Origin of the sequence: Hymenobacter sp. BT491, from assembly GCF_014349165.1 — a bacterium.
GTDB classification, from domain to species: domain Bacteria; phylum Bacteroidota; class Bacteroidia; order Cytophagales; family Hymenobacteraceae; genus Hymenobacter; species Hymenobacter jejuensis.
Genome location: NZ_JACSJJ010000010.1, coordinates 1 through 26,057, shown reverse-complemented (window position 1 = coordinate 26,057; position 26,057 = coordinate 1). Strand labels below are relative to the sequence as shown.

General features: G+C 58.6%; 15 protein-coding genes. 4 read left to right on the top strand and 11 right to left on the bottom strand.

What is annotated here, in order from left to right:
• Positions 1–26 precede the first annotated feature (26 nt).
• The 11 genes from tkt to uxuA all read right to left on the bottom strand — a co-directional run bounded on the left by tkt (position 27) and on the right by uxuA (position 20,864).
• The gene (tkt, locus tag H9I52_RS22120; RefSeq protein WP_187455682.1) at positions 27–2,075 is read right to left on the bottom strand and encodes a transketolase; all 2,049 of its coding nucleotides are present in this window, start codon (positions 2,073–2,075) and stop codon (positions 27–29) included.
• Between the two features lie 165 nt (positions 2,076–2,240).
• Positions 2,241–3,572, bottom strand: coding sequence for a xylose isomerase (gene xylA / locus H9I52_RS22115; RefSeq protein WP_187455681.1), 1,332 nt, complete (start codon positions 3,570–3,572; stop codon positions 2,241–2,243).
• Between the two features lie 60 nt (positions 3,573–3,632).
• Positions 3,633–5,147, bottom strand: a complete 1,515-nt coding sequence (locus H9I52_RS22110; protein ID WP_187455680.1) for a xylulokinase — start codon at positions 5,145–5,147, stop codon at positions 3,633–3,635.
• 455 nt (positions 5,148–5,602) lie between these two features.
• The gene (locus H9I52_RS22105; protein ID WP_187455679.1) at positions 5,603–7,807 is read right to left on the bottom strand and encodes a glycoside hydrolase family 3 N-terminal domain-containing protein; all 2,205 of its coding nucleotides are present in this window, start codon (positions 7,805–7,807) and stop codon (positions 5,603–5,605) included.
• Between the two features lie 30 nt (positions 7,808–7,837).
• Complete coding sequence (locus tag H9I52_RS22100) at positions 7,838–9,805, bottom strand: sialate O-acetylesterase (protein WP_187455678.1); 1,968 nt, start codon at positions 9,803–9,805, stop codon at positions 7,838–7,840.
• Between the two features lie 28 nt (positions 9,806–9,833).
• Positions 9,834–11,381, bottom strand: coding sequence for a DUF5597 domain-containing protein (locus tag H9I52_RS22095; RefSeq protein ID WP_222940609.1), 1,548 nt, complete (start codon positions 11,379–11,381; stop codon positions 9,834–9,836).
• A 206-nt stretch (positions 11,382–11,587) separates the two neighbouring features.
• Positions 11,588–13,327, bottom strand: coding sequence for a RagB/SusD family nutrient uptake outer membrane protein (locus H9I52_RS22090; RefSeq protein ID WP_187455677.1), 1,740 nt, complete (start codon positions 13,325–13,327; stop codon positions 11,588–11,590).
• Between the two features lie 131 nt (positions 13,328–13,458).
• Positions 13,459–16,614 carry a SusC/RagA family TonB-linked outer membrane protein gene (locus tag H9I52_RS22085; RefSeq protein WP_187455676.1) on the bottom strand — a complete coding sequence of 1,052 codons (3,156 nt, stop codon included), beginning with the start codon at positions 16,612–16,614 and terminating at the stop codon, positions 13,459–13,461.
• A 33-nt stretch (positions 16,615–16,647) separates the two neighbouring features.
• On the bottom strand, positions 16,648–17,448 hold the full coding sequence (locus H9I52_RS22080; RefSeq protein WP_187455675.1) for an SDR family NAD(P)-dependent oxidoreductase: 801 nt from the start codon (positions 17,446–17,448) through the stop codon (positions 16,648–16,650).
• A 36-nt stretch (positions 17,449–17,484) separates the two neighbouring features.
• Positions 17,485–19,581 (bottom strand): alpha-glucuronidase family glycosyl hydrolase, encoded by a 2,097-nt coding sequence (locus tag H9I52_RS22075; protein WP_187455702.1) that lies wholly within the window; start codon positions 19,579–19,581, stop codon positions 17,485–17,487.
• 41 nt (positions 19,582–19,622) lie between these two features.
• Positions 19,623–20,864 carry a mannonate dehydratase gene (gene uxuA / locus H9I52_RS22070; RefSeq protein WP_187455701.1) on the bottom strand — a complete coding sequence of 414 codons (1,242 nt, stop codon included), beginning with the start codon at positions 20,862–20,864 and terminating at the stop codon, positions 19,623–19,625.
• A gap of 338 nt (positions 20,865–21,202) precedes the next feature.
• On the opposite strand from uxuA, the gene H9I52_RS22065 reads away from it, so the two are divergent.
• From H9I52_RS22065 to H9I52_RS22050, 4 genes are all read left to right on the top strand, one after another.
• Positions 21,203–22,381, top strand: a complete 1,179-nt coding sequence (locus H9I52_RS22065) for a LacI family DNA-binding transcriptional regulator (protein WP_139515451.1) — start codon at positions 21,203–21,205, stop codon at positions 22,379–22,381.
• Between the two features lie 77 nt (positions 22,382–22,458).
• Positions 22,459–23,121, top strand: a complete 663-nt coding sequence (locus tag H9I52_RS22060) for a metallophosphoesterase (protein ID WP_187455674.1) — start codon at positions 22,459–22,461, stop codon at positions 23,119–23,121.
• A gap of 128 nt (positions 23,122–23,249) precedes the next feature.
• Positions 23,250–23,822, top strand: a complete 573-nt coding sequence (locus tag H9I52_RS22055; protein ID WP_187455673.1) for a hypothetical protein — start codon at positions 23,250–23,252, stop codon at positions 23,820–23,822.
• A gap of 158 nt (positions 23,823–23,980) precedes the next feature.
• A partial coding sequence (locus H9I52_RS22050; RefSeq protein WP_316248070.1) for a two-component regulator propeller domain-containing protein occupies positions 23,981–26,057 on the top strand: 2,077 nt, incomplete at its 3' end.

Below are 26,057 nucleotides of genomic sequence, written 5' to 3'. Positions count from 1 at the left end.
AGTGCGGTTGATGTCGAAGCCGAAAGTTAGGAAAGTACCTCTTTGGGCTCGATACCCACGGCTTTATCTTGCAACAAAGCTTTGGCCTTTTGCAGCACGTTTTCGACCGTAAAGCCGAAAAACTCCATTACTTCCTCGCCCGGACCCGACGCGCCGAAGCTGTTCATGCCAATCACGGTGCCTTCGTCGGTGACGTATTTGTGCCACCCGATCGGGGAGCCCGCCTCGATGGAAATGCGCTTGCGCACCGAGGGCGGCAGCACTTGGTGGCGATACGCTTCGTCTTGCTGCTCAAACAGTTCCCACGACGGCATGCTTACCACGCGCACCTGCGTGCCTTCTTTCGTCAGTTCGGCTTGGGCTTTCATGGCCAGCGAAACTTCTGAGCCCGTCGCGATCAGAATCAGCTGTGGGGTTTCGGCCGAGTCGCTCAGGATATACGCGCCTTTGGCCACGCCTTCGCGCGCCGAACCGTATTTCGACTGGTCGAGCGTGGGGAGCTTTTGCCGCGACAAAATCAGCACAACCGGCGACTTGGGCTTAGTTAGGGCGAGGCGCCACGACTCCACGGTTTCGTTGGCGTCGGCGGGGCGCAGCACGATGATGTTTGGGATGGTACGCAGCGCAACTACCTGCTCGACAGGTTGGTGAGTCGGGCCGTCTTCGCCCAAGCCAATGCTGTCGTGGGTAAACACGAACGTCGCCGACGATTCGGCCAGCGCCGTCAGGCGGATGGCGCCGCGCATGTAGTCGGAGAAGGTAAGGAACGTGCCGCCGTAGGGGCGCACGCCGCCGTGGTGGGCCATCCCGTTCATGGCGCCGCCCATGGCGTGCTCACGGACGCCAAACCAGATGTTGGGGTTGTCATAGTGCCCCGGCTGGAAGCTGATGTCGCCGCTGGTGGGCATTTCGTTGGAGCTGGCCAAGTCGGCCGAGCCGCCGAACAGAAACGGTACGCTTTTCTTCAAAGCAGTCAGCGCTTTCCCCGAGGCTTGGCGGGTAGCCATATCGCCGTCGGCGGGCGTAAACACGGGCAAGTCGGCGTCCCAGTTGTTGGGCAGATCGCCAGCGAAGGAAACGCGAAACAGTTCGCCTTCGGCCGCGAACTCCTGGCTGTAGGCTTCAAATTTCTGGTTCCATTCATTCTGAAGACGGGCACCCTGCTGGCCAGCTTCGGCTAGGTGCGTGCGCACTTCGTCGGGCACTACAAAGCTTTGCTCGGGATCGAATCCGAAGAAGGCTTTGGCTCTTTTCAGATTTTCTACGCCCAGCGGCGAGCCGTGCACTTTGCTTGTGCCCTCGCCCGGGCTGCCGTAGCCGATGATGGTTTTGACGGAAATAATAGAAGGACGGCCGGTTTCGGCCTGCGCTGCTTTGATGGCCTGCTCGATGCCGTCGAGGTCGTTGCCGTCCTGCACGCGCTGGGTGTGCCAGCCGTAGGCTTCGAAGCGGGCCAAAGCATCTTCGGTATAGGCCAACCGGGTGGGCCCGTCGAGCGAGATGTCGTTGTCGTCGTAGAGATAGATGAGCTTGCCCAGACGCAAGTGACCGGCCAGCGAGGCGGCCTCCGACGCGATGCCTTCCATCAGGTCGCCGTCGCTGACGATGGCGTAGGTGTAGTGGTCGACAACGTCGTGGCCGGGTTTGTTATACACCGCCGCCAAGTGGGCTTCGGCCATGGCCATGCCCACGCCGTTGGCGAAGCCTTGTCCCAGCGGACCAGTAGTTACCTCAATGCCCGGCGTCAGGTTCGACTCCGGGTGGCCGGGCGTTTTGGAGTGGAGCTGCCGAAATGCTTTCACGTCGTCGAGCGACAGGTCGTAGCCGTAGAGGTGCAACAAGCTGTAGAGCAGCGCCGAGCCGTGTCCGGCCGAAAGCACAAAGCGGTCGCGGTTGGGCCACTTGGGGTCTTGCGGGTTGAAGCGCAGAATGCGCGACCACAACACATAGGCCATGGGGGCAGCCCCCAGCGGCAAGCCAGGATGGCCGGAGTTGGCAGCCTGCACCATGTCCACCGACAGCAGCCGGATCGTGTTTACGCTTAGTTCGTCCAAAGACACTTGCTTGTCAGTCATAGCTCAGAAACAGAAGGGGTGAAAAAATACATGGTGGGCGGCACCCACGCGCGGCAATTATTAGAAGGCAGTCAAATGCTTATTTTCTATCTATTTGATAGCCAATAAGATATGTAATTGCTTCAGATTTGCAGTCGCGCGGGTACCAACCCACAAGTACGGAGCTTAGATGTACTGGTTGATAATGCTTTCCAGCCACTCCTGTTTTCCACTCTTTTGCTCGGGCTCGCCGTGGCCGAGTGCGAACGTGCGCAAGTCTTCCAGCGTGAGCTGGCCCTTCTCGAAAGCCGCGCCCTGGCCGGAGTCAAACGAAGCGTAGCGCTCTTGGCGGAACTTCTTGTAAGGTGATTTTTGCAGAATGTTGTCGGCTACCACCAAAGCGCGGGCAAACGTGTCCATGCCCGCGATGTGGGCGATGAAAATGTCCTCCAAATCCGTCGAGTTGCGGCGCGTTTTGGCGTCGAAGTTGATGCCGCCGGGCGAGATGCCGCCGTGCTCCAGGATGATGAGCATCGACTCGGTCAGCTCGTTGATGTTGTTGGGGAACTGGTCGGTGTCCCAGCCGTTCTGGTAGTCGCCGCGGTTGGCGTCCATCGAGCCGAGCATGTTGGCGTCGGCTGCTACTTGCAGCTCGTGCTGGAAGGTATGGCCGGCCAACGTGGCGTGGTTTACTTCCAGGTTCAGCATGAAGTCGTTTTCCAAGCCGTGCTCTTTCAGGAAGCCGATCACAGTCGCCGCGTCGAAGTCGTACTGGTGCTTGGTCGGCTCGGCTGGCTTGGGCTCGATGAAGAATTTGCCGGTGAACCCTTGCTTGCGGGCGTAGTCGCGGGCCATGGTCAGGAAGCGGCCCATGTGCTCCTGCTCGCGCTTCATGTTGGTGTTGAGCAGCGTCATGTAGCCTTCGCGGCCGCCCCAGAACACGTAGTTTTCGCCGTTCAGAGCAATGGTCGCGTCCAGCGCATTTTTAACCTGCGTGCCGGCAAAGGCCAGGGCCGCAAACTCGGGGTTGGTGCTGGCGCCGTTCATGTAGCGCGGGTTCGAAAACACGTTGGCCGTGCCCCACAGCAGCTTGATGCCGCTTTCGGCTTGGTGCTCCTTGGCGTAATCGATGATGGTGGCTAGGTTGCGCTCGTACTCTTGCAGCGACGCGCCTTCGTCGACCAAGTCGATGTCGTGGAAGCAGTAATACGGCGCCCCGATCTTGGTGAAAAACTCAAAGGCGGCGTCCATTTTGTCTTTAGCGCGGCCAATGATTTCGCCCTGAGCATCCCACGGAAAGTGCTTGGTGCCGGGGCCGAAGGGGTCGCCGCCGGTGCCGGTGAAGGTGTGCCAGTACGAGATGGCGAAGCGCAGGTGCTCCTTCATCGTTTTGCCGGCGATCAGTTTGTTTTCGTCGTACCATTTGAACGCCAGCGGGTTATCCGACTCGCGGCCTTCAAACCGGACTTTGTCGATGCCTTTAAAAAACTCCGTTCTGCTTAGGGTGAGGGTTGACATACGGTTGTGGGTTAATATGTAAATCTTTGACAATCAATTACTTGCAAAAACACGTCTGCTTTAGTTGAAAAGGGGCGTTTTGCGCTCTTCCAGCTCCAGCTTTTGGTGCAGCGTGTTCAGCCAGCGGGCGTAGGCTGCTTGGTACTGCTGTTGCGCCGCAGCAGTGGGCTCCACGGTTAGTATCTTTTCCAGTCCAACGAAGGCTTCGTCGGGGGAATGGTAGATGCCCACGCCCACGCCAGCCCCGCGCGCCGCGCCCTGCGAGGCGTCGGTGTTGTAGAGTTCTAGTTCTACGTTGCCGCTGTTAACAAAGGCATCCCGAAACACCGGACTCAGAAACATATTGGCGTTGCCGGCCCGCACTTTGCGCACCTGCACCCCCGACTCGCGCATGATGTCCATGCCATAGTTGAGGGCAAACACGATTCCTTCCTGCGCCGCCCGCAACACATGGGACTGTGCATGAATATTAAAGCTCAAGCCCGAAAGCTGAGCGTCGGTGGGGCGGTTTTCGAGGATGCGCTCGGCGCCGTTGCCAAACGGCAGAAACACCAAGCCTTCGGAGCCAATCGAGGCTTGCGCGGCCAGCTGATTCATTTGGTCGTAAGGCATTTCGCCTACCAGCTTGCGCAGCCAACTGTTCAGGATGCCCGTACCGTTGACGCACAGCAAAACCCCATTTTTAGGCTTAGTGGCGGTGTTGTTGACGTGCACAAACGTGTTAACCCGCGACTTAGAATCGGCGGTCATCGTTTCGTTGATGCCGTAGACCACACCCGACGTGCCCGCCGTGGCAGCAATCTCGCCGGCTTGTAACACATTGAGTGAGAAGGCGTTATTGGGCTGATCGCCGGCGCGGTAGCTGATGGGCGTGCCCGCGTGCAGCCCCAACTCCGTGGCCGCGGCCTGCGTAAGCTGGCCCTGCACCGAGAACGTATCGACTATTTCCGGTAGCAAATCTTGGCTAATACCGTAGTAGTCAAGCAGTTCCTCAGCGATGCGCTGCTCCTTGAAATTCCAGAACACACCTTCCGACAAGCCCGAAACCGTGGTTTGGAGGTTGCCGGTCAGCTGAAAAGCGATGTAGTCGCCGGGAAGCTGGATTTTGTGAATCTGCTCGAAGATTTCGGGCTCGTTGTCCTTCACCCACTTCAATTTGGAAGCCGTGAAGTTGCCGGGTGAGTTGAGAAAATTGCTCAGACAAAACCCTTCGCCCAAATCTGCAAAAGCCTGATTGCCAATGTCCACGGCGCGGCTGTCGCACCAGATGATGGCGTCGCGCAATACCTTCCCCTCGCGGTCGATGAGCACGAGGCCGTGCATTTGGTAAGTGATACCGATGCCAGCCACCAGCGAAGCATCAAAGCCGTACGCTTCCTTGAGCTTGTGCGTCGCGTTGATGATTTCCTGCCACCACCGCTCGGGGCGCTGTTCGGCCCAGCCGGCAGTGACGGCGGTAATCTCCATTTCTTGCTTGGGCGAGGTAGCCGCGGCTACGCACCTGCCCGTGTCGATGCGGAGCAAGGAAGCTTTTACCGATGAACTCCCAATGTCGTACCCTAAGAGGTATTTCATGCTGTTACTGCTTCAGAAAAGCGCTGACAAAAACGGATGAATAACGAAATCCCGCAATCGTTTCTAAAACGGGAAAGTACAATTTTATGTTCTTTGGTGCCGCCCGTTTGCCTTATGAGTTGACAAAGCAATAGCCGAGATTTACGACCGACTCACCATCGAATATACTACAACAAAAACGATCGGCGTCAACACCAAAGGGCCTCTAAAAGGCTAATTTGCAAACAAAAAGATCGAAACCGTTTCCGGAATCGGTTTCGATAGGTAGTTTTTACAGGATCAGGAATGAAAATATTTTCCCAGAATATCTTCAAATAATCAAATGGCGGGCTTCGGGAAAGCTAACGGTTCAGCTAAGTATCCCCGCGAATAATTCAATTCGCAGAAAAGGACAGCTAATGGGCTCCATTTCCTTCTACTGTGGTTGGTCAAGCCTTATACATTCTGGGAAGATCTTATTTGGCCGCCAAGGTGGCCATAGCGGCTTTGGCAGCGCCAAGCTCCTGACTGCGCTGTGAGGGCAAGGAGCCTGCTACCCAGACTTTTACCAGGCCAGTAGGTGCCACCGCCAAGCCTTTCTCATTGATCAGAGCCAGCATATCGGGAGTGAGCGTAAACCGGACGGTAGTGCTGGCGCCAGGCTGGAGACTCACCCGCTTGAAGCTTTTCAACGAGTACAAGGGCGTCTGACTGCCTTTGCGGGCCGTATGGGTTAGGTAGAGCTGCACCACTTCTTCACCCGCCATCGTGCCGGTGTTTTTTACAGTGGCCTCTACCTCAACTGGCTTACCCTTAGCGAGTTTCTTGCTGGACAGCTTTAGGCTTGCGTATTCAAATTTGGCGTAGCTCAGCCCGTAGCCAAACGGGTAGAGCGGCTCGGCGTCCATGTAGCGGTAGGTGCGGCCTTTCATGCCGTAGCTTTCGTAGGCCGGCAACTGATCCAGGGATTTCGGGAAGGTCACGGGTAGTTTGCCCGAAGGCGAGGCTTTCCCGAAGATGATATCTGCAACGGCACTGCCCCCTTCTTCACCGGGGTACCACGTCAGCAGCACCGCGTCGCAGAGTTCGTGTACTTCGGCCAGGTTCATGGGGCTGCCCCCCGTCACGACGGCGATGAGGGGGTGCTTGTTGTCTTTGCGCAGCTTTTTCAGAAAGTCGATTTGGTTTTGGGGCAGGTTGTAGTCGAGGCGGTCGCCGGCATGCGACGAAGCAATTGACTCTCCTTCCTCGCCTTCCAGCAAGCCCGTGATGCCCATCACCACGATGGTAGCGTCGGTGAGCTTGGCTTCGCCGGTGGTCCAGTCGATGGGATTTACGTTGGGCCGGTCCAGCAGCATACCTTGCTTGTATTCGATTTGGCTGCCCGGTCGCACGCCGGCCACCAAGCCTTCCAGAATCGTGGTCATCTGGCCATTGACGCCGTAATAATTACCCAACAAGGCATCAACGCTGGTGGCGTTGGGGCCGGTCACGAAGTACTTACCTAAATCATTGCGTAGCGGCAGCACGCCGTTGTTTTTGAGCAACACCACCGACTTAAGTGCCACTTCCTTAGCTAGTTGCCGGTGTTCGGCGCTGTTGATAACGGACGTCGGAATCTGGTCGTAAGGCGTCATGCCTTTGGGGTCAAACAGCCCCAGCTTGAAGCGGGTGCGCAGCAGCACGGCCAGCGAGCTGTCGAGCTGCGCCTCCTTCAACATGCCTTGCTTCACGGCCCCCGTCAACTCGCTGTAGGTGTCGCCGCAGTTAAGGTTGACGCCCCGCTGCAAGGCCAGCACCGCGGCTTCGGTCTTGGTTTTCACCACTTTGTGGCCCTGGTACAGATCATCCAGCGCGCCGCAATCTGAGACGACGTGGCCGCGGAAGCCCCACTCTTTGCGCAGCACATCGTTGAGCAAGAAGGTATTGCCGCAGCAGGGCTCGCCGTTGGTGCTGTTGTAGGCGCACATCACGGCCTCCACTTTCGCATTGACCAGCGCGTGGAAAGCGGGCAGATAGGTTTCGCGCAGGTCCTGGGGGCTAGCTTCGGCGTTGAACTCGTGGCGCAGCTTCTCGGGGCCGCTGTGCACGGCGTAGTGCTTGGCGCAGGCGGCCACTTTCAGATACTTGGGGTCGTTACCCTGCAAGCCTTTCACGAAGGCCACGCCCATGCGCGAAGTCAGGTAGGGATCTTCGCCGTAGGTTTCCTGGCCGCGGCCCCAGCGCGGGTCGCGGAAGATGTTGATGTTGGGCGTCCAGAACGTGAGACCTCCGTACTTGACGTAGTGATTTTGGGCGATGGCCGCGTTGTACATGGCGCGGGCTTCGTCGGAAATTGCGGTGGCCTCGCGCTGCGCCAAGTCGTCGTCGAAGGTGGCGGCCAGGCCAATAGCTTGCGGAAACACCGTGGCCGGCCCAGAACGGCCGACGCCGTGTAGCGCCTCGTTCCACCAGCTGTAGGCGGGGATATTCAGCCGTTGCACGGGCGCGCTCTGGTCCAGCATTTGGGCCACTTTCTCCTCCAGCGTGAGCTTGGAAATCAGGTCGTTGACGCGGGCATTCAGCGGCTGCGCCGGATCGAGATATACTGCTTTCTGTTGGGCCTGTAGCTGCTGCAAGCCCAGCGCTGCTACCGCCACTGAGAGAAGCAGACTGCTCTTGATTTTCCTTCCTCCTTGCATAATCGTCAGATTTACAAATAGTTATGAAACCTACTTTGCCGTGGTGAACGGAGAAGCCGGCAGACCTTCTTTGTTGTAAAGGTTGGCTCCTTCCGGGTTGTCGGCCCAGGCGTAGCGCACGGTCACCGGCGTAGCAACTTGCTCGCTCCAGACGATCACTTTGTTGCCTTCGATGCGGGCGTTGGCCCACACAAATTTGTTGTCAGCGCCGGCTACGGCAAATCGCTTTAGCGGTCCGCCGCCTTTGGCCACCAGCCCGCTGCCGGTGTTCGTGAACGTGAGCGTAGCCTTATTGCCGGCCACCTGCATGCCCTGGTACAACGGACCCGAAGACACAATTTTGCTCTCGCCGTAGGCTACTTTCTCGGCGGCCAAAGCCAGCCGCTTGGCTACATCTTCTTTGGCAAGTGGGTGAATATCATTCCATTCGCCCAGGTCGATGTTGACAGACATAGCGGTGTTCGGCACGGCCAACGTGCGGCGCTGCGACTCGCGCAGTCGGGCCCATTCGCTTTCGCTGGGCTGCTCTTTGACGGCCATGAAATTGGGGAGCTGCGCGTAGATAAACGGCAGTTTGGGTTGCTTCCAGTGCGTGCGCCAGTCGGCAATAAGAGCCGTGAGCAGCTGCTGGTATTCTTCGGGCTTGCTGGTATTGGATTCGCCCTGGTACCACAGCACGCCTTTGATCGAGTACGGCAGCAACGGCGCAATCATGCCGTTAAATAAGCCGCCGGGCTGGTACTGGAAAGTGGTGGAGCCCGGGGCGGGCTGCGACGCGGCCCCTAGTTTATACTGCCAGTCGCCGCGCAGATCCAGGGTCTGGCCGCCGGCCGTGAGCCGGTATTGTTTGTCGAGCGTAAAGCCACCCTTGCCCGAGTTGTTGATGACGCGCACCACAATCAGGTTGCGGCCGGGCTTGAGCAAGGTGGCCGGCAGGTCGTACTTGCGCGGCGGGTACTGGTAGCCGGTGGTGCCGGCAAACTGCCCGTTGATGTACACCGAATCGCTGTCCACGATGGTGCCCAGCTCCAGGCGGGCGGGCTTGCCCACCATGCTGGCCGGCACCTCTACTTCCTTGCGCAACCACACCACGCCATTTACCGGCCCTAAGCCCTGGTCGGCCCAGTAACCGGGAATCTTCATCGTTTTCCAGTCTGCGGCGTTGTAGGTGGTTGCGTACCAAGGCGTTGTGCCCTTCGCCTCACCTTGATCCTGTTGCCGCAAGTTGGTGTACCACATGCGGGAAGCGGCCTGATCCTGCGCAATCGTGCGGGCTACGTAGGTGCTGTCTTTTACTTTTTCGGCGGCCTGCTGGTAAGCGGGGAACGCCTTCAGGGCATCGGCGCTCAACCAGGCTTCGGCGGGTGAGCCACCCACCGCCGATTTGATGATGCCAACGGGAACGTGGTATTTCTCGAACAGCGTCTTGGCGAAGAAATAGCCCACGGCGCTGAAGGCCAGCACATTCTGGGGCGTGGTGGTTACCCACCGGCCGCCGGCTAGGTCGGCTTTCGGGCCGTTGAAGGCATAGCGCAGATCCACATTGAACTGCCGGATCATCGGGTTATTCGCCTGGGCAACGGCATCGGGGTACCGGTCGCGCACCCGTGACATGGGCGTTTCCATGTTCGATTGGCCCGAGCACACCCACACATCCCCTACTAGTATATCCTTGACAGTCAAATGGTTACTAGCATCGAGATTCATCTCGTAGGGGCCACCAGCTTTCAGGGCGGGCAGGGCAATGGTCCATTTGCCGTCCGGGCCGGTAGTGGCGCGGTAGGTTTGGCCACTGAACTTCACGGTAACGGCCTCGCCGGCCGCCGCCCAACCCCAGATGCTCACCTTGGCATCGCGCTGCAAAATCATGCCGTCGCTGATCAGCCTGGGTAAGCGAATTTGCGCCGCCACCGGCCGCGGCGGCAAGAGCAGGCCACAGGCCACTAACAGCGAGCCTGCGCAGCGTAAGCGGTTGCCGAACGAGGTCGGATTTTTCATGCTTTTGTTGTTCATAAGAAGCCGCGCGTTAGTAGGTATAGAGCTTAACTCGCTGAATGCTATAATCTTCGCCCGACACCCGCACATGACGACCCTGGTGATCCTGGTCGCCGTTCATGCGGCGGCCGGCTATCCATTTTTCTCCTTCAAAGTGGCCTTCATCGACGCTGACATAGCCCGCGCGCTTGCCTTTGGCCGTTGGCTCGCAGGTAAGGACGATGCCCGTCCCGACCACGTAAAATTCGTCGGGTGCTACGGCGATGATCAGGCCGCCACCCGGCGTCCACTCGGCCTTTTTCGCGCCCAACGACCAGCCCAGCGTGTACTCGTGCTTGGCCGTGAAGCGGTAGTCGCCGAGCGTAGTGGTGCGGGCGGCGGAGTCTTTTTCCACCAGAAAGCCGCGTACCTGGTTTTGGGGCTGGTGCTTGCCCAGCAGAAAGCTCACTTGCTGCAACAGCTCGTATGCTTTGCTGATGGGTGCGCCTTTCAGCGTGTCGCTGCCTTCAATGGCGAAAGGCGAAAACGAAAGGCAGTTGTAGTTGCCGAAGGCGAAGAAAGCTTTGGCCGCCACGCCCTCCTCGAAGCGATGCTCGGGGATGAACAGCGGGTTGCCGCCGCGCGTGTACAGGTCGCACCAGTGCTCGAAGTTGGGGTTGTAGAAGTCGGGGGCCAGGATGTCGATATCGGGGGCGCCGGCCAGCCAGATGTCCATTAGGTGCGGCAGCGGACCGGCGCTGGGATATTTGCCCGGCGCTACGCCCGGTCGGTTCAGGGCGGCGTTCACGTACATCGGCAACGGGTAAGCGGCTTTGCCGGCGGCAGTTACGGCGTTGGTATAGGTGGCGAAGTACCAGGCCATGAACATCTCGTCGGTCGCCAGGCTTTTGCCGAATACTTCTTCCCAGGTGCCTTTGGTTTTGGCGCCCTGGCGCTGCCAGATAGCCGCAAATTCCGGCTTCAGGTTCTTGCGTTCGCGCTGCAAATACGTGAGCAATTGAGCGGGTACCGGCTGCTTGAAAGCCGCGTTGGCGCGGGCATCGTAGCTGCGGGCCGTGGGCAACATGCCAATCTCGTTTTCCACCTGCACCGTCACGACGGTATGTTGCTGACCATCAGCCACTTTCAAATGCTGCATAAGCTGCACGAAAGCCTTGCGGTCGGCTTCGAGGTTGCGCGGCTCGAAGGGCGTCATGATTTCCTGGGGCACGCCTTTGTCGTCTTCTACCCGCGGAAAGCGCTTCAGGTCGGTTTTCACCCAGGCCGGGGCGTAGCACGACATGCTGTTTTTCCAGGCCCCGAACCAGAGCAGCACCAGCTTCATCTGGTTTTTACGGGCGTCGCGCAGCAGGTCGTCCACCAGCGTAAAGTCAAACTTGCCTTCCGTGGGCTCCATCAACTCCCAGTACACCGGCGCAATGACCGTGTTCAGGTTCATGGCCTTCAGCTTGGGCCAGAAGGGCTGCATGTAAGCCGTGTTGGAAGCCGTGGAGTTGCCAAGCTCCCCACCCAACACAAAGAAAGGCTTGTTGTCGACCAGCAGTTGGGTGCTTTGCCCAGTTTTGACAAGGCGGGGCATGCCGCTTGTGGCATTCGATTGTGCTTTCGCCGTAACTAGGCTCACACAAAACAACCACACCAACATATATTTATATTTCATTGATATACAATGATTTATGAAAATAAATTACGGCAAGCTTTGGAAGAACGAGTGCGCTACAGCCGTAGAGTAGCAAAAGCGGAACGGCCAGCATAACTGGCCGTTCCTTAAGAAATATGCTTGACTTAGTACCCAGGGTTCTGGGTGATCTTACCACCGGTACGATCGATTTCGGTCTGCGGAATAGGCCGCAACACATGGTAATCCTTGATGTTGAGGGCGGCGTTAGATCCGTAAATACCCGTCGCGAGGCGCGTGATGGGTGGGTTGTACAGCTTCACCCGCTCCAGCAGCTTGCCGGTGCGCTTCAGGTCGTACCAACGCAGCATCTCGCCGCAAAGCTCGCGGGCCCGCTCATCGAGGATGAAGTCGATATTCACCTGGCTGGCAGCAATTTCCATTTGGGTAGTCTTGCCCGTTGCGGCTGCCCGCCGACGTACTACGTTGATGTAGTCACGCGCCTGCGACGTGTTGCCCAGGTAAAAATTGGCTTCGGCCGCAATCAGATACGTTTCGGCCAAGCGGTAGATGATGTTCGGCCGAGTCGAGAAACCCTGGAACGACGTGCGGTTCCGGGAGTCAAACTTGTTGAGGGTCGGGAAGTACTCCGTGGTATACTGGCTGGGCTGAATAACCCGGTAAGCAACCGGCTTGCGGGCCGCGATGCGCGCTAGTACGGCAGCCGGTAACTCACGACCCGGATACCAAAGCGACGTGTCACCGACTACAGCACTGGCGCTGCCACCATTGGAGCCGGGCGAATTGACCCGATAAACCGTAGTGAACCATTTGCTGTAGCGAGAGTCCGTCGAACGCAACTGGGCGCCTGTTTCCAGGGCATTGCCACTGGCATCGCGCAGGATGTAAGAATCCTCCAAGAAGTGGGTCGTGCTATGGCGCGCAAAAGGACGGCCATAGTTCGTGTCGCGGGTCATGTTAGGAATCAGGTCGTAGCGGCTGCGGAAGTTGAAGCCCGCTACGTTTTCCCCACCAAAGGTGAAGCCGTCGATGCGGGAGAAGCTAGCGTCGCCGTTGAACTGCGCATTGAAGAGTACTTCCTTTCCGTTTTCGTTGCCTTCCGCAAACACGGTAGCTGGGTCGGCTTCCAGGCCCAAGCCGTAGCGGCTTTGGTTGTCGATGAGTTCCTTGGCGTACTTGGCGGCGTTAGCATAGTCGTCGCTTTGCTTGGCCGTCGAGGTAGCCCGCTCTAGGTATACCTTCGCCAGCATGTGCAGGGCCGTGGCGCGCGTTGCGCGGCCCGGCTGGGCAGGCTTGTCGGCGATGTTATTCATGGCGTCCGTCAGGTCCGCAATGATGGCATTGTACACCTGGGCCTGAGGCACACGGCTGATGTCCTTGGTGGGCGCGTCGATGAAGGTCTGCATCAGCGGTACGTCGCCGAAGTGGCGCACCAGCACGAAGTAGTAGTGCGCCCGCAGCAGCTTCGTTTCTGCTATTAGTTGCTTCAGGCGGGCCGGGTCCATGCCCTGCACCGTAGCCGAGTACTTCAATACGCCGTTGGCGTCGTTGATCATCTGGTAGGATGCGCTCCAGATGAAGGACGTCGAACTTGCGTTGGCTGGGGTCAGGTCATTCAGGTTGTAGTCGTTCAGGCCGCTACTCGACGAAATGCCGTTTGTCCAAAGGTCCGTTCCGGCTTCCGTGGAGAAGAAGGCCGCATCGTTGCCGTGGAGCAGGCGCAGGCCCGAGTACACGCCCGTTACGCCGGCTTCAATCCCCTGCGGCGTCCCCAAAAAGTCGGGGGTTGTTACTGATTGTGGGTTTTCGTCCAGGATATCCTTTTTGCAACCCGCGGTAGCGAAGAGAAAGGAGGTTCCTAACGCAGCTAATACTATCTTTTTCATATACAAGTAGCGCGGCGCGCTGAAAAGCAAGGTTAAATCGTTGACTAAGTGAGGGATGTCTAAAGCGGCTGAGTAGCCAAATACCGAATGTACAAATTGTACTATGTGGCTACTCAGCCACTTCGTCACTTTTAGAAGCCCAGGTTGACGCCTACAATGAAGGCGCGCGTAACAGGGTAGTTTACCCCGTTACCACCGGACGTGCCACCGCTCGTGTTGTTGGGGTTACCGCCCGTAAATGCGATGCCGCCGGGCTGACTTGCGTCGAGGCGGGTTGAATAAGATAGGGCATCTGGGTCGATGGCTTTGTTGTCGCGGAAGTATTGCTCCTTCGCCCAGATAAGCGGGTTTTGCACTTGTACATAAATGCGCGCTGTGCTCATTTTTGCCTTCGTCGCCCAAGCAGTGGGGAGAGCATAGCCTAAATCAATGCTGCGCACTTTGATGAAGGTGCCATTCAGGTAAGCAAGCGTCTGCCCGTAGGTCGGCCACTCCGTTGAACGCGAGGACTGGTCCGGCTGTGGGTACTTGTTCGACGGATTCGTAGGCGTCCAGTAGTCGAGGTTGACCTGGTTGCGACGACCGGTGTTAGTTGTGAAGTAGTTTGGGCCGAACAACGTTGGATCTACCACGGTAGCACCTACGCGGGTAAGCGCGACGAGCGTCAGGTCAAAGCCTTTGTACTTGAAGCGGTTGGTCAGGCCGGCCTCAAACTTCGGCTGGCGACTTCCCACAATCACCCGGTCGCTGGAGTTGATCACGCCGTCGTTGTTCACGTCGGCCACCTTGATCTGGCCAGGCTTCGAGTTGTATTTCTTGGCGGCGTCCGCCTCCGATGTCTGCCAGATGCCTAGGTTCTTGTAGTCATAGAATACATACAACGGCTGGTTGACGAAGCGCTGATTACCGATGTCGCTGAGCTTGTTGCCGTTAGCATCGCTCAAGCCTAGGTCTAGTACCTTCTCCCGGTTCACGGTGAAGTTCCAGTCGGTTGACCATTCAAAGCCACCGCCCGTGCGCACGTTTACCGTGGAGAGCGCTACCTCGACGCCGCGGTTCTGGGTCTGGCCCACGTTGCGAACGTAAGAAGTATACCCACTAGCTGCGGGTAGCGCGTCGGGCAGCAAAAGGTCGCTGGTACGCTGCTGATACACTTCTACCGAACCCGTAACACGGTTGTTGAAGAAGCCGTAATCCACCCCGAAGTTGGCGGTCGTGGTATATTCCCACCCCAGGTTGGCGTTCGGAATGCTGTTGGGCACCACGCCTACTGCCCCGGTCGCACCATAGTTGTAGTAGCCGTTGCCGATGCCGGAACCCAGCGATCCCAGCGTCTGGTAAGGATTGACGGCGGTGCTACCCACGCGGCCCAGGCTGGCGCGGAGCTTCAGGTTGCTAACCCACGTCTGATCTTGCAGGAACGACTCGTTGGCGATGTTCCACGCCACGGCCGCTGAGGGGAAAGCTTTGTACTTGTTGCCCGGAGCCAAGCGCGATGAGCCATCAACCCGCATGGTCAAGGTAGCCGAATAGCGGTTGTCGTAGGCGTAGTTAACGCGGCCCATGTAGGAAATAATGTCCCACCGCTGCTGACTGCTGCTGGCCGAGCTAGGCGTACCAGCGCCTAAGTTATTGAATCCCTGATAGTTAGCCAAAAGATTACGGGCGCCAACGCTGGAGTTGTCGAAGCGGAAGCCCTGCCAGCTGTATAAGCCTGTGAAATTCAAATCGTGCTTCCCGAAGCTCCGGTTGTAGGTCAGGATGTTTTCGGTCAGCAGGTTGAACGCGAAGCTAGCCGAACGCGAAGCCGTGCTCTGGCCACCGCCGTTCTGGGGCGTGATCGAAGCGAAGAAGGTGCCGTTGTTCTCGGAGCGTACATCCAGGCCTAGGTTCAAGCGATAATCCAGCCCTTTCAGGATGTTTACCTGCCCGTAGAGGCTGTTGAAAGTGCGTACCCGGCGGTTCTGGTCTTTGTGCGCATCGGTCGTGTACAAGGTCAGCGGGTTAGAACCAGCAGTGTCGTTGTTCGGATAGAGCACAGGCAGACCGTTGGGGTCGTAGGCCGAAGCGAGCGGGCTCGTGGTCAGAATCTGGTTCAGGATGTTGATGTTCGGGTCATTCGAGGTGTTGTACGTGTTCAACGTGTTCACCCCAACTTTTACCCGTTTGCCAATTTGCTGATCGAGCGTGCCCCGCAGCGAATAGCGCTGGAAACGCTGCACGGGGATAATACCCGTTTCATCGTAGAAGCCCAGCGAAGTAGAATACTGCGTTTGGTCCGTACCACCCGACACGCCCAAGACGTGGTTTTGGATGTGGCCGTTCTGGAACAGCAGCTTCTGGTAGTCGGTCGTTTTGCCAGCGGCGTAGTTGGCCCGTTCGTCGTTCGTCAGGAACGTGCTAGCCGTGTTTGGGTCGTAGTTTGGGTTCTGGGCACGGTAGGCTTCAAGGCGGTAGTTGTAGTACTCCTGCCCGTTCTGCAAGTCGTAGTACCCATAGGGGTTTTTCGAGCCATAGTAGCCGCTGTAAGTAGCACGCGGAGCACCCGACTTACCACGGCGCGTGGTAATCAGGATAACGCCGTTGGCGCCCCGAGCACCGTAGATAGCCGTCGAAGAAGCGTCTTTCAGCACTTCCAGCGAGGTGATATCGTCGGGATTCAGGTCGTTGAGGCTGCCGTCGAACGGGATGCCGTCAACGACCAGCAACGGATCGTTGCTGCCCGAGATGGAGCGGTTGCCCCGGATACGGATAACTGGGCTCTGACCGGGTGTTGTGCTGGTGCTGGAGATGGTAACGCCCGGCGCACGGCCTTGCAGTGCCTGGCCTACGTTGGCCACCGGCACGTCGCGCAGCTGCTCTTCCGTTACGGACGAAATAGCGCCCGTTACCTGGCTTTTCTTCTGGACACCGTAACCTACGACCTGCACCTCGTTGAGGGCGGTGGTTTCGGTGGCCAGCTTCACGTTGAGCGTCGCGCGGTTGCCGACGGTCACTTCCTGCCGCGCGTAGCCAATCGAGCTGACAACCAGCACGGTATTGTCGTTGGGCACGGTCAGGCTGAACTTACCATTGGCGTCGGTGCCGGTGCCAACGGTAGTGCCTTTGATTACTACGGTTACGCCGGGCAGGCCTTCGCCATTATCGGAGGTAACGGTGCCTGTTACGGTGTGCCCCGTTTGGGCGAGCACAATGCTTGGCGTGAGGCCAAGCAGCGAGAGAACGACTGCGCCTTGAGCCATTGGTCGCCCTAGGCGCAGCATGGCAGCACATAAAGGTATTTTCATGATAATTGGTGGGGGATTTGGGTGTGTTAATACTTAAAAACCAATTGAGTTGCCGCCGTCGACCGGCAGCGAAGCGCCCGTGATGTAGCGGGCAGCGTCGGAAGCAAGAAATACGGCGGCGTAGCCGATGTCTTCGGGCTGACCAAACTTGCCCATGGGCGTACGGCGCATGGCCCGGTCGCGGCGTTCGGGGTCGTTGTTCATGGCCGTGCGGCTCATCTCAGTTTCGATGAAGCCGGGGGCGATGGCATTCACCCGCACACCGTCGGCCGAAAACTCCGAGGCCAGCACCTTCACCATGCCTTCCACCGCCGACTTCGAGGCGGCGTAGGCCACCACTCGGTCGATGCCGTAGTAGGCCGCCATCGACGAGATCATCAAGATCACGCCGTGCTGGCGCTTGACCATGCGCTTGGCGCAGGCCCGTGTCAGTGAAAACACCGAGTTGAGGTTGGTGTGAATGATGCGGTTAAACTCTTCGTCGGTGACCTCCAAGGCGGGCTTCTTCATGTTGATGCCGGCGTTGTTCACCACGATGTCCAGCGGGCCGTGAGCCAGCTCGATTTGCTCCACCAAGTCGTCGGTGGAGGCCAGGTCGGTGATGTCGTTCACCACGTAATCGACCGACTCGCCCAGCCCGGCTACGGCTTCCTGCAGCACGGCTTCGCGGCGGCCCGTGATGATGACGCGGGCGCCGGCCTGCGCCATGCAGCGGGCAATTTCCAGCCCAATGCCGCTCCCGCCGCCGGTAATCAGCGCCAACCGACCTTCCAGCGAAAACACGTTCTGGGCCAGAGTATCGGTATGGCTCTTGAGGGTATGCAAGTGCTTCATGACTTCTTGTTATTAATATAAATAATTGACCATCAATTACTTACGCAACTGATAGATTTCTACCAAACTTTTCACCTCGTCCAGCGAGCGCGTGGGCGGGCTGAAAGGCTTGGGGATGGGCTGCTGGGCCAGCGTCTGGAAGTACAGCACGCAGGCATCGCGCCACCACACGGCTTCTTTGTATTGCTTTTGCAAGCGGCCCTCCACGTTGGCGAAGAGCTCCGGATCGACGTTGGGCTTCACCTGCGCCCATTGTTTTTGCATCCACGTCACCGAGTCGGTGCCGGTGTAGTAGCGGTAGCACAGCTCGTCCCAGAGGGTGCGGCCCGTGCTCAGCGGCTGTTTCCAGCCTACGTGATGAAACCAGAGCAGGTAGTCAAGTGCACACGTTTGCGGATTGCCCCATTGCTTCTGCACTTCCGGGGCGTATAAGCTGAGGGCGTTGCTGCCGGTGGCGGTTCGGTCGAAGCCAAGGCCTTGCGCATCGGCTTTGTGGTAGTAGACGGCCGTCCAGTCGGGGCGACCAGCTTTGGCCAGCCACGGCTGCGGGCCGTAATGCACGCTTTCGCCCATGATGTGGTGCAAGCCCAGCGGCGTAGTGTAGCGCACATAAATGTCGCGCGACTTCACCATCAGGTCGGCGATGGTGCGCACCGATTTGGGCTCCGTCGTGATGGTCATCCGGGTCCACTCCTCGGCGATGGCCTGCGACGACAGCTCGTGATCCCAAGCCAGGCGCCCGAAGGCGTACCAGTTGGCCTGGCCCATGGGGTGGCCCGTCCAGTTGCGGTCGGAGCCAATGTTGGCCACGCCCGCAATGCCGCTGATGCGGTGCTGATCGACGGTACCATCGACAACTTTGGCAACAGTTGAGCCTTTTCCCTTGGAGTAAGTATCTGAATCTAAGCACTCTTTGAAAAGCGGTGCTTCGTACACGAGGTGGGTGGCAAAGCCCAAGTACTCCTGCGTGATCTGTACTTCGAGCACCAACGGCGTCTTGGGCATGGCCCCAAACAGCGGGTGAAACGGCTCGCGCGACTGAAAATCAATCGGGCCGTTCTTGACCTGTACCAGCACCTTCGGGGCAAACTTGCCGTCCAGTGGCTTGAACTCTTCGTAGGCTTCCTTGAAACGGTCGCCGTTGGAATTGGCCTTGTATACGAAGGCGCGCCACATTACGATGCCGTCGTGCGAGCCGAGGGCTTCGGCCAGCATGTTGGCGCCGTCGGCGTGGTTGCGGCCGTAATCTTGTGGGCCGGGTTCGCCTTCGGAGTTGGCCTTCACCAGGAAGCCGCCAAAATCCGGAATGGCTTTGTAGATGTCGTTGGTACGGTCGGTCCACCACTGGCGCACTTTGGGGTCGAGCGGGTCGGAAGTGGTCAGGCCGCCGATGGTTTTGGGCGCCGCCCACAGCACCGACATGTACACCCGGATGCCATAAGGCCGCATGACGTTGGCGACGGCAGCTACTTTTTGCAAATACTCGGCCGTTAGGTAGCGGGCGCTGGCGTTTACATTGTTGATTACCACGCCGTTAATGCCAATAGATGCGTTGGCGCGGGCGTAGTCGCGGTAGCGCGGATCAACGCGTTCGGGCAGCTCGTACCACTTCCAGATCGACGAACCGGCATACCCTCTTTCGACGGTGCCATCGGGATTGTCCCAGTGGTTGAGCATGCGATACTCAATCTTGGGCGTGCTCGCCAGCGCAATCTTCTCGAGCGGCTGGCGAGTCTGGAGCTGGCGCAGCAGAGCAAACGCGCCATACAACACACCCGCCTCGGTTTTGCCCGTGATTTTGATGTTGTTCTTGTCCGTCGAGATCCGGTAACCTTCCTTACCCAAAGCTCCACCGCTATCGTTTGCGGTAGGTTCAACGCTTAGAATAATTCCGCCGCTTTTTCCCTGAGCGCTGGCCATCGGTACGGCTTGCCCCAGCAACCCCTTGAGGCCCTGCTGCAACTCGCGCGCCGCCGATTGCAGCACGGGGCCATTGCTCGACACGGCGATGAATTTCGCGGCGTTTAGGTAGGCTTTGCGCTGAGCAGCGTCCTGAATCAGGTCGTACTTCAGCCACAACCGGTAGCCGTCGTCGGCCATGCTGCCGTGAGCCGCCACCAGCAGAAGCAGCATCACCAGTACAGACCGAAGCGGTTTTATGCGGAAAGTTGAATTCACGAGGTCAATGATTCTTTATTTACAACCGCTTGACTAGCAGCATCTTGCTTGATATCAGCTAAGGCACCACGGATGCCATATTCCAGCCCGCGCAACTCGGCCAAGCCGCGCAACCGGCCGATGGCCGAATAACCCGGATAGGTTTTCTTGTGGAGGTCGTCGAGCATCTGGTGGCCGTGATCGGGCCGCATTGTTAGTTGGCTTACGCCGGAGCCCGCTTGGGCTCGGCGTTGCTCTTCCTGCACGATTTCGCGCACCACGGCATACATGTCTACGTCGCCGGCGAGGTGGTCGGCTTCGTGGAAGTTGCGGGGGTTGGCTTCGCGCTTGGTAGCCCGCAAGTGGATGAAGTGGATGCGCTGGCCCAGGCGCCGGACCATGCCCGGCAAGTCATTGTCGGATCGTACCCCCAACGATCCGGTGCAAAACGTAATCCCGTTGGCCGGCGCATCGTAGGCCTCCATTAATTCTACTAAGTCGGCTTCGGTGCTCACCACGCGGGGCAGCCCGAGCAGCGGATAGGGCGGATCGTCGGGGTGAATGCACAGATTCACGCCTACTTCCTGAGCCACCGGCCCTACTTCCCGCATAAAGTGATACAGATTCTGCCGCAGTTCTTGGCTGTCGATGGCTGCATACTGATCCAGAAGGCCTTGAAAGCCAGATAGTTCGAAAGCCTCTTCCGAGCCCGGCAAGCCGAGTAATACGGTGTTGGTAAGCTGGGCCACTTGCTCGGCGGTCATGGCGGCAAACTGCTGCCGGGCGGCCTCAATCACGTCTGCCTCATAATCGGCAGCGGCATTGGGGCGCTTCAGAATGAACAGGTCAAACAGCGCAAAGTCCTGCCACACAAACCGCAACGCCCGCGAACCGTCGGGCATCTCGTAGCTAAGGTTAGTACGCGACCAGTCGAGCACGGGCATGAAATTGTAGCACACCGTCTGGATGCCGCAGGCGGCCAGGTTGCGCAGCGACTGCTTGTAGTTCTCTATATAAGTAGCGCGCGCGGGCAGGCCTTTCTTAATGTCTTCGTGCACGGGCAGGCTCTCGACCACGGCCCAGTGCAAAGGCGCGTACTTTTCGTTGTCGGCTTCGATGAGTTGCTGGCGAGTCTTAATCTCGTCTACCGACCACACCGCCCCGACCGGAAGCTGATGCAAGGCCGTAACAACGCCGGAGCAGCCGGCTTGGCGAATGTCGAAGAGTGAAACCGGGTCGTGGGGGCCGAACCAGCGCATCGTGTACAACATATCTACGCAACGAAAAAGTACAATTTTTTGCAAGCCTAAGAGGGTGGGGTGCTTCACGCGCCTCCAAATCAAAAAGCACGGCGTTCGGCTGACTTACTCTCGAATATAAAACAACTAAATCGATCAAAAACTATTTGCAAAGTGGGTAAATAGGCTGTTTTCGAAACAAAAAGATCGGAAACGTTTCCGGAATCGTTCCCGATAGGTAAATTTGCTTTGGTAGCCCATAAAAAATTTTTAGTACATTATCTTCGAATAATGTAATGAAGCTAAAGGGGGCATTTGCAGGTCGGAAACGCTTTTTGGACAAAAAATACTATTTTATCATGATTAAGTGTGTAAAGTGTGGCTTGGCCGATGATGTGATGCGGGCGGGCTTCATTCGGGGTCGGCAACGCTTCTTCTGCAAAGCCTGTGATTATCATTTCACGGAAGAAAAAACCGAGCGTACTACTGAACGCAAACGTCACCAAACCACCATCGGTGATGTGGCCAAGGCCGTGGGCGTGGCCTCGTCGACGGTGTCGCGGGCGCTGAACGGGCACTCCGACATCAGCCCCAACACGCGGCAGGTTATTCTGGACGTGGCCCGGCAGCTTGATTATCAGCCTAACTTGTTGGCCCAGAGCCTTAAGAGCAGCGAAACGTACACCATTGGTGTACTCATCCCCGACATTGAGCGGCCTTTTTTCGCGACTGCGGTAAGCGGCATTCAGCAGGTGGCCGCCGAATCGGGCTACCGCGTAATGATCTGTCAGTCAAAGGAATCGTATCAGATGGAGGTCAGCAACGTGCAGGCGTTGGTGGCCAGCCGCGTCGATGGGCTGCTGATCTGCCACTCGCGCGAAACTGAAAACTTCGACCACGTGCGGCCCGAGGCGTGCCGAGGCATTCCGGTGGTGCACTTCGACCGGGTTTGCAACGAGCTCAACAGCGCCAAAGTGATACTCGACGACTGGGACGGGGCCTTTGCCGTGACCGAGCACCTGATTCAGGAAGGCTGCCGCCGCATTGCCGTGCTGGCTGGTCCTGAATCGCTGCTAATCAGCCGTCAGCGCATTGCGGGCTACCGCAGCGCCCTCCAGAAATACGGCCTGCCGATTCGGGACGAGTGGCGCATCCACATTAATTTCCGCACCGAGTCGGCGGTGGCGGCGCTCGATACGTGGCTGTCGTTGCCCGAGCCGCCCGACGCGATTTTCGCCATCAACTACACCAATGCCTTCGACCTGATTCAGGCCCTGAAGCAGCGCCACATCCGCATCCCCGACGAAATTGCGGTGGTGGGTTTTGGCGATGAGTTTCTGGCCGGCATGATCGAGCCGGGGCTTACGACCGTCAACCTCCACCCCTACCGCATCGGGCAGCAGGCCGCGCGCTTGTTTCTGGAGCAGGTGCGCATGAAGGAGGATTTCCAGCCGCGCACGTTCGTAATCTCAGGCGATCTGGTGATTCGGCAGTCTTCGTTGAAAGGCAAAGGCTCGCAGTTTACGCTGACCATCTAAAGCGCATTATCACAACTATTTAATTATCAATTACTTGTATTTATTCCTTTTCAGTTGAGCTGACTTCACTTGCTGCTATGAATCTGTTTGTAATCGGGGATGTACACGGCTGTTACCACACGTTTCAGGAACTGTTGCAGCACTGGCAGCCGCAGCAAGAACTCCTGATCCAGCTCGGCGACCTGATGGATCGGGGCAACTTTTCGCCCGAAACGGTGGCGCTGGCCATGCAACTGGCGGCCGACCATCCGGAGCAAGCGGTGTTTCTGAAGGGCAACCACGAGCTGGGCATGCTTCGCCACTACACCAAAATCGGCGGGCCGACGACGTGGCTCAACTGGGGCGGCAACCTGACTGTGCAGCAGTACGAAAAACAGCCCGCGCTGCTCGGTCCGCATCTGGCCTGGATCCAGGAGCGCCCGCTGGTCTGGCAAAACGACCATGTGGTGGTCAGCCACGCGGGCTTTGCCGACACGCCCAACCCCCTGAGCGAAGCCAATGCCGACGGCGTGCTCTGGCGGCGCGGCCCGTTGCGCAACGTCGGCAAGCTGCAAGTAATCGGCCACACGCCCACCCTCGACGGTGAGCCCCTCTTCGATCCAGAGTCCAATGCGCTCAATATTGATACGGCCGCGGTGTACGGCCGCACCCTGACGGGCGCCCGGATTTCCTCAACGGGCGAACTGCTTCAAACCCTCTCGATCCCGACCCACGCCGTCGACAGCGAACGCGGCCGCTAGTTGGCGATCAGCTTGCTTTTGGGAGAGAAAAAAACTATTATGTAGCTGATTATCAGGGTATTTATAATAAAACCAATTTGATTTCACTTTGGTCGAATTATGCCCAATTGTACTTGTGCCTTTCAGCTATGAGATCATTTTTAGTTTTGACTTATGCCGTGGCTTGCTTCGGCGTGAGTGCTTGCGTCGCCAACTCGGGCGAGCAAGCAGCCGCCTCGGGCGGCGCGGCACGGGCCCCGGCGGGCGAGCCCAAAAAGGCTAACTCGGCCGCCGCGCTCGGCGCGACGACCGCTGCGCTGGATCAATATGCCGTGGTTCTGTATGAGCACGAGCGCTATAACCACGGTCCCGTCGCGGCCGATACGACTGGCATTGTGGTAGCCATTCGGGATGCCGGGGGCCTGAACGAACTGGAACACGTGCAGGACATCTACGGTAATTTCGTAGACTTCAACGACAAGCTCAGCTCCTTCCATATTAAAGACGGCTACCAGGTTGAGTTTTTCAGGGACAGCAACTTTTTGGGCAAGCCCCTAATCACGGCCCCAAGCTACCAGTCGCGTCACGATGTGGCCAACCTGGCTCTGTTTGGGGTTGGCTACAACGACGAAATCAGCTCGCTGCGCGTGAGGAAAACACACTCTATGCAAACTGCTGACAATCAAAGTGTTATAACCATGATCACGCAGTGGCTGGACTGATCTGCTTTCGAGCAAAGCAGCGCTTTCAGTGCTCCGGCGGCGGGAAGTAGCCACGGCCCCAAGCTGCTTGCCGCAACCTAGCTTTTTGCCGTTTTTGCGCCCTCCGACCCGACCTTTCCACCCTTATTTCTGACGCTATTAACCATTCGTTTACCCTCTTGCTCAGGCTGTTGTGGCTTGGTACACTACTGGCGGGCTGGAGTAGTCCGGCGGCCTTGGCGCAGCCTACCCCGACCCTGACCTTCCGCACGCTGACCACCACCGACGGCTTGGCCGAGAACAGCGTGTATACCGTGTTGCAGGACCGCCGCGGCTTTCTGTGGCTGGGTTCGCGCGATGGGCTCAACCGCTACGATGGCAGCAATGTGTGGGTCTTTCGCAACGACCCCAAACGACCGACTTCGCTCAGCCGCAACTTTGTGATCTCGCTGGCCGAAGACCACTCGGGCCAGCTGTGGGTGGCCACGGGCAGCAAGGGCCTCTGCCGCTACAATCCCCTAACGAATCAGTTTCAGCGGTTTCAGGCGGGCCCGACGGTGGGCAGCTTGGTAAGCAACTTCATTCAGGTGGTTTTCTGCGACCGTGCGGGCCGCATTTGGGTGGGCACGGAAGAAGGGCTGAGCCTGTACGAGCCTTCCACCAACCAGTTTCGCCTCTTCCGACAGGCTTCCGCCCTGCCCGCCAACGCCCGCCGCAACGCCGTGCGCACCATCGCCCAAACGCCCGCCGGCGCCCTCTGGGTGGGTACCGGCGAAGGGCGCCTGTGCCGGCTCAACGAGCACGCAGGCCTGCTGGAGCCCGAAGCCCGCTGGCAACCCACCAGTGCCATTACGGCACTGTGCGCCGACCGGCAAGGCGGCTTTTGGGTGGGCACCGAAGCCGATGGCCTGCGCTACTTAGGCCCCGGGACCGCGTCGGTGCGGGTATTTCGCGCAAGCAACCGCCCCGGCAGCCTGCCCGACGACAAAGTGCGGGCGCTGCTCCTCGATCAGAAACAAAACCTGTGGGTGGGTACCACCAACGGCCTGGGCTATTACGAGCGCGCCACGGGTACTTTCACCAGCTACCGCCACCAACCGGGGCAGATGCATAGCTTGCCCAACAACAATGTGCACGCCCTGGGCCAAGACCGCACCGGCTTGATGTGGGTGTGCACCGAAAACGGCGTCAGCAGCTTCGAGGCGCAGCCCAGCAGCTTTACCACGTTGCCTGTGAGCACCAAGGGCGCAACCCCCGTGTGGGCCGTGGGCGAAGACGCGGCGGGGCGGGCCTGGGTGGGCACCGGCGACGAAGGCCTGATCTGCTACAACCCCAAAACCGGGCAGCGCCGCCAGTTTCGCCACGATGACAACGACGCCGGCAGCCTCAGCGCCGATTACGTCCGGGTGGTGTACGTCGATCGCAAGGACCGTATTTGGGTGGGCACGCAAAGCCAAGGGCTCGACTGCTTGCTGCCGGGCGCTACGCGCTTTGTGCACTATCGCCACGACCCTACCAAGCGCAACACCATCAGCGACAATGCGATACGCTCCATCTGCGAAGACACGGAAGGGCGCTTGTGGATCGGCACCGAGGGCGGCCTCAACCGCTACGATTTCAAAACGGGGCTCTTTACCGCCTACCAACACGATCCCGCCAATCCGTCCAGCCTGAGCAACAACTTCGTGCACAAGATTTTCCAGGATCACTTGGGCCGGATGTGGTTGGGCACCGGCGGCGGCGGGCTGTGCTTATTTGACCCGGTTACGGAGCGCTTTCGGGCGTACCAGGCCAACGAACGGGTGCCCCGCTCCATCAGCGCCGACTTTGTGCGCACGATTGCGGAAGACCACGCCGGCCAGTTGTGGGTCGGGACGGAGGGCGGCGGCCTGTGCCGGCTCGACAATGTGGCCCGCGGGCTGTTTACTGTGTATCGGGAGGCGCAGGGGCTGCCCGAAGACGTTGTTTTTGGCATTCTGGAAGACGAACAGCACCAACTGTGGCTTTCTTCTAACAAAGGACTGGTGCGCTTTACGCCGGCCACCGGCGAAATGCACACCTTCGACAGCCGCGACGGGCTGCCGCAAAACGAATTCAACGTGGGCGCTTACCACCACGGGCGCAGTGGGCAACTGTACTTCGGCGGCGCCAACGGCGTGGTAATGTTTCGGTCGGCGGCGGTGCGCACCAACCCGACCCCGCCGCCGGTGGTGTTCACGAACTTGCGCAAGTTCAACCAAGCCGTGGAGCTGGACA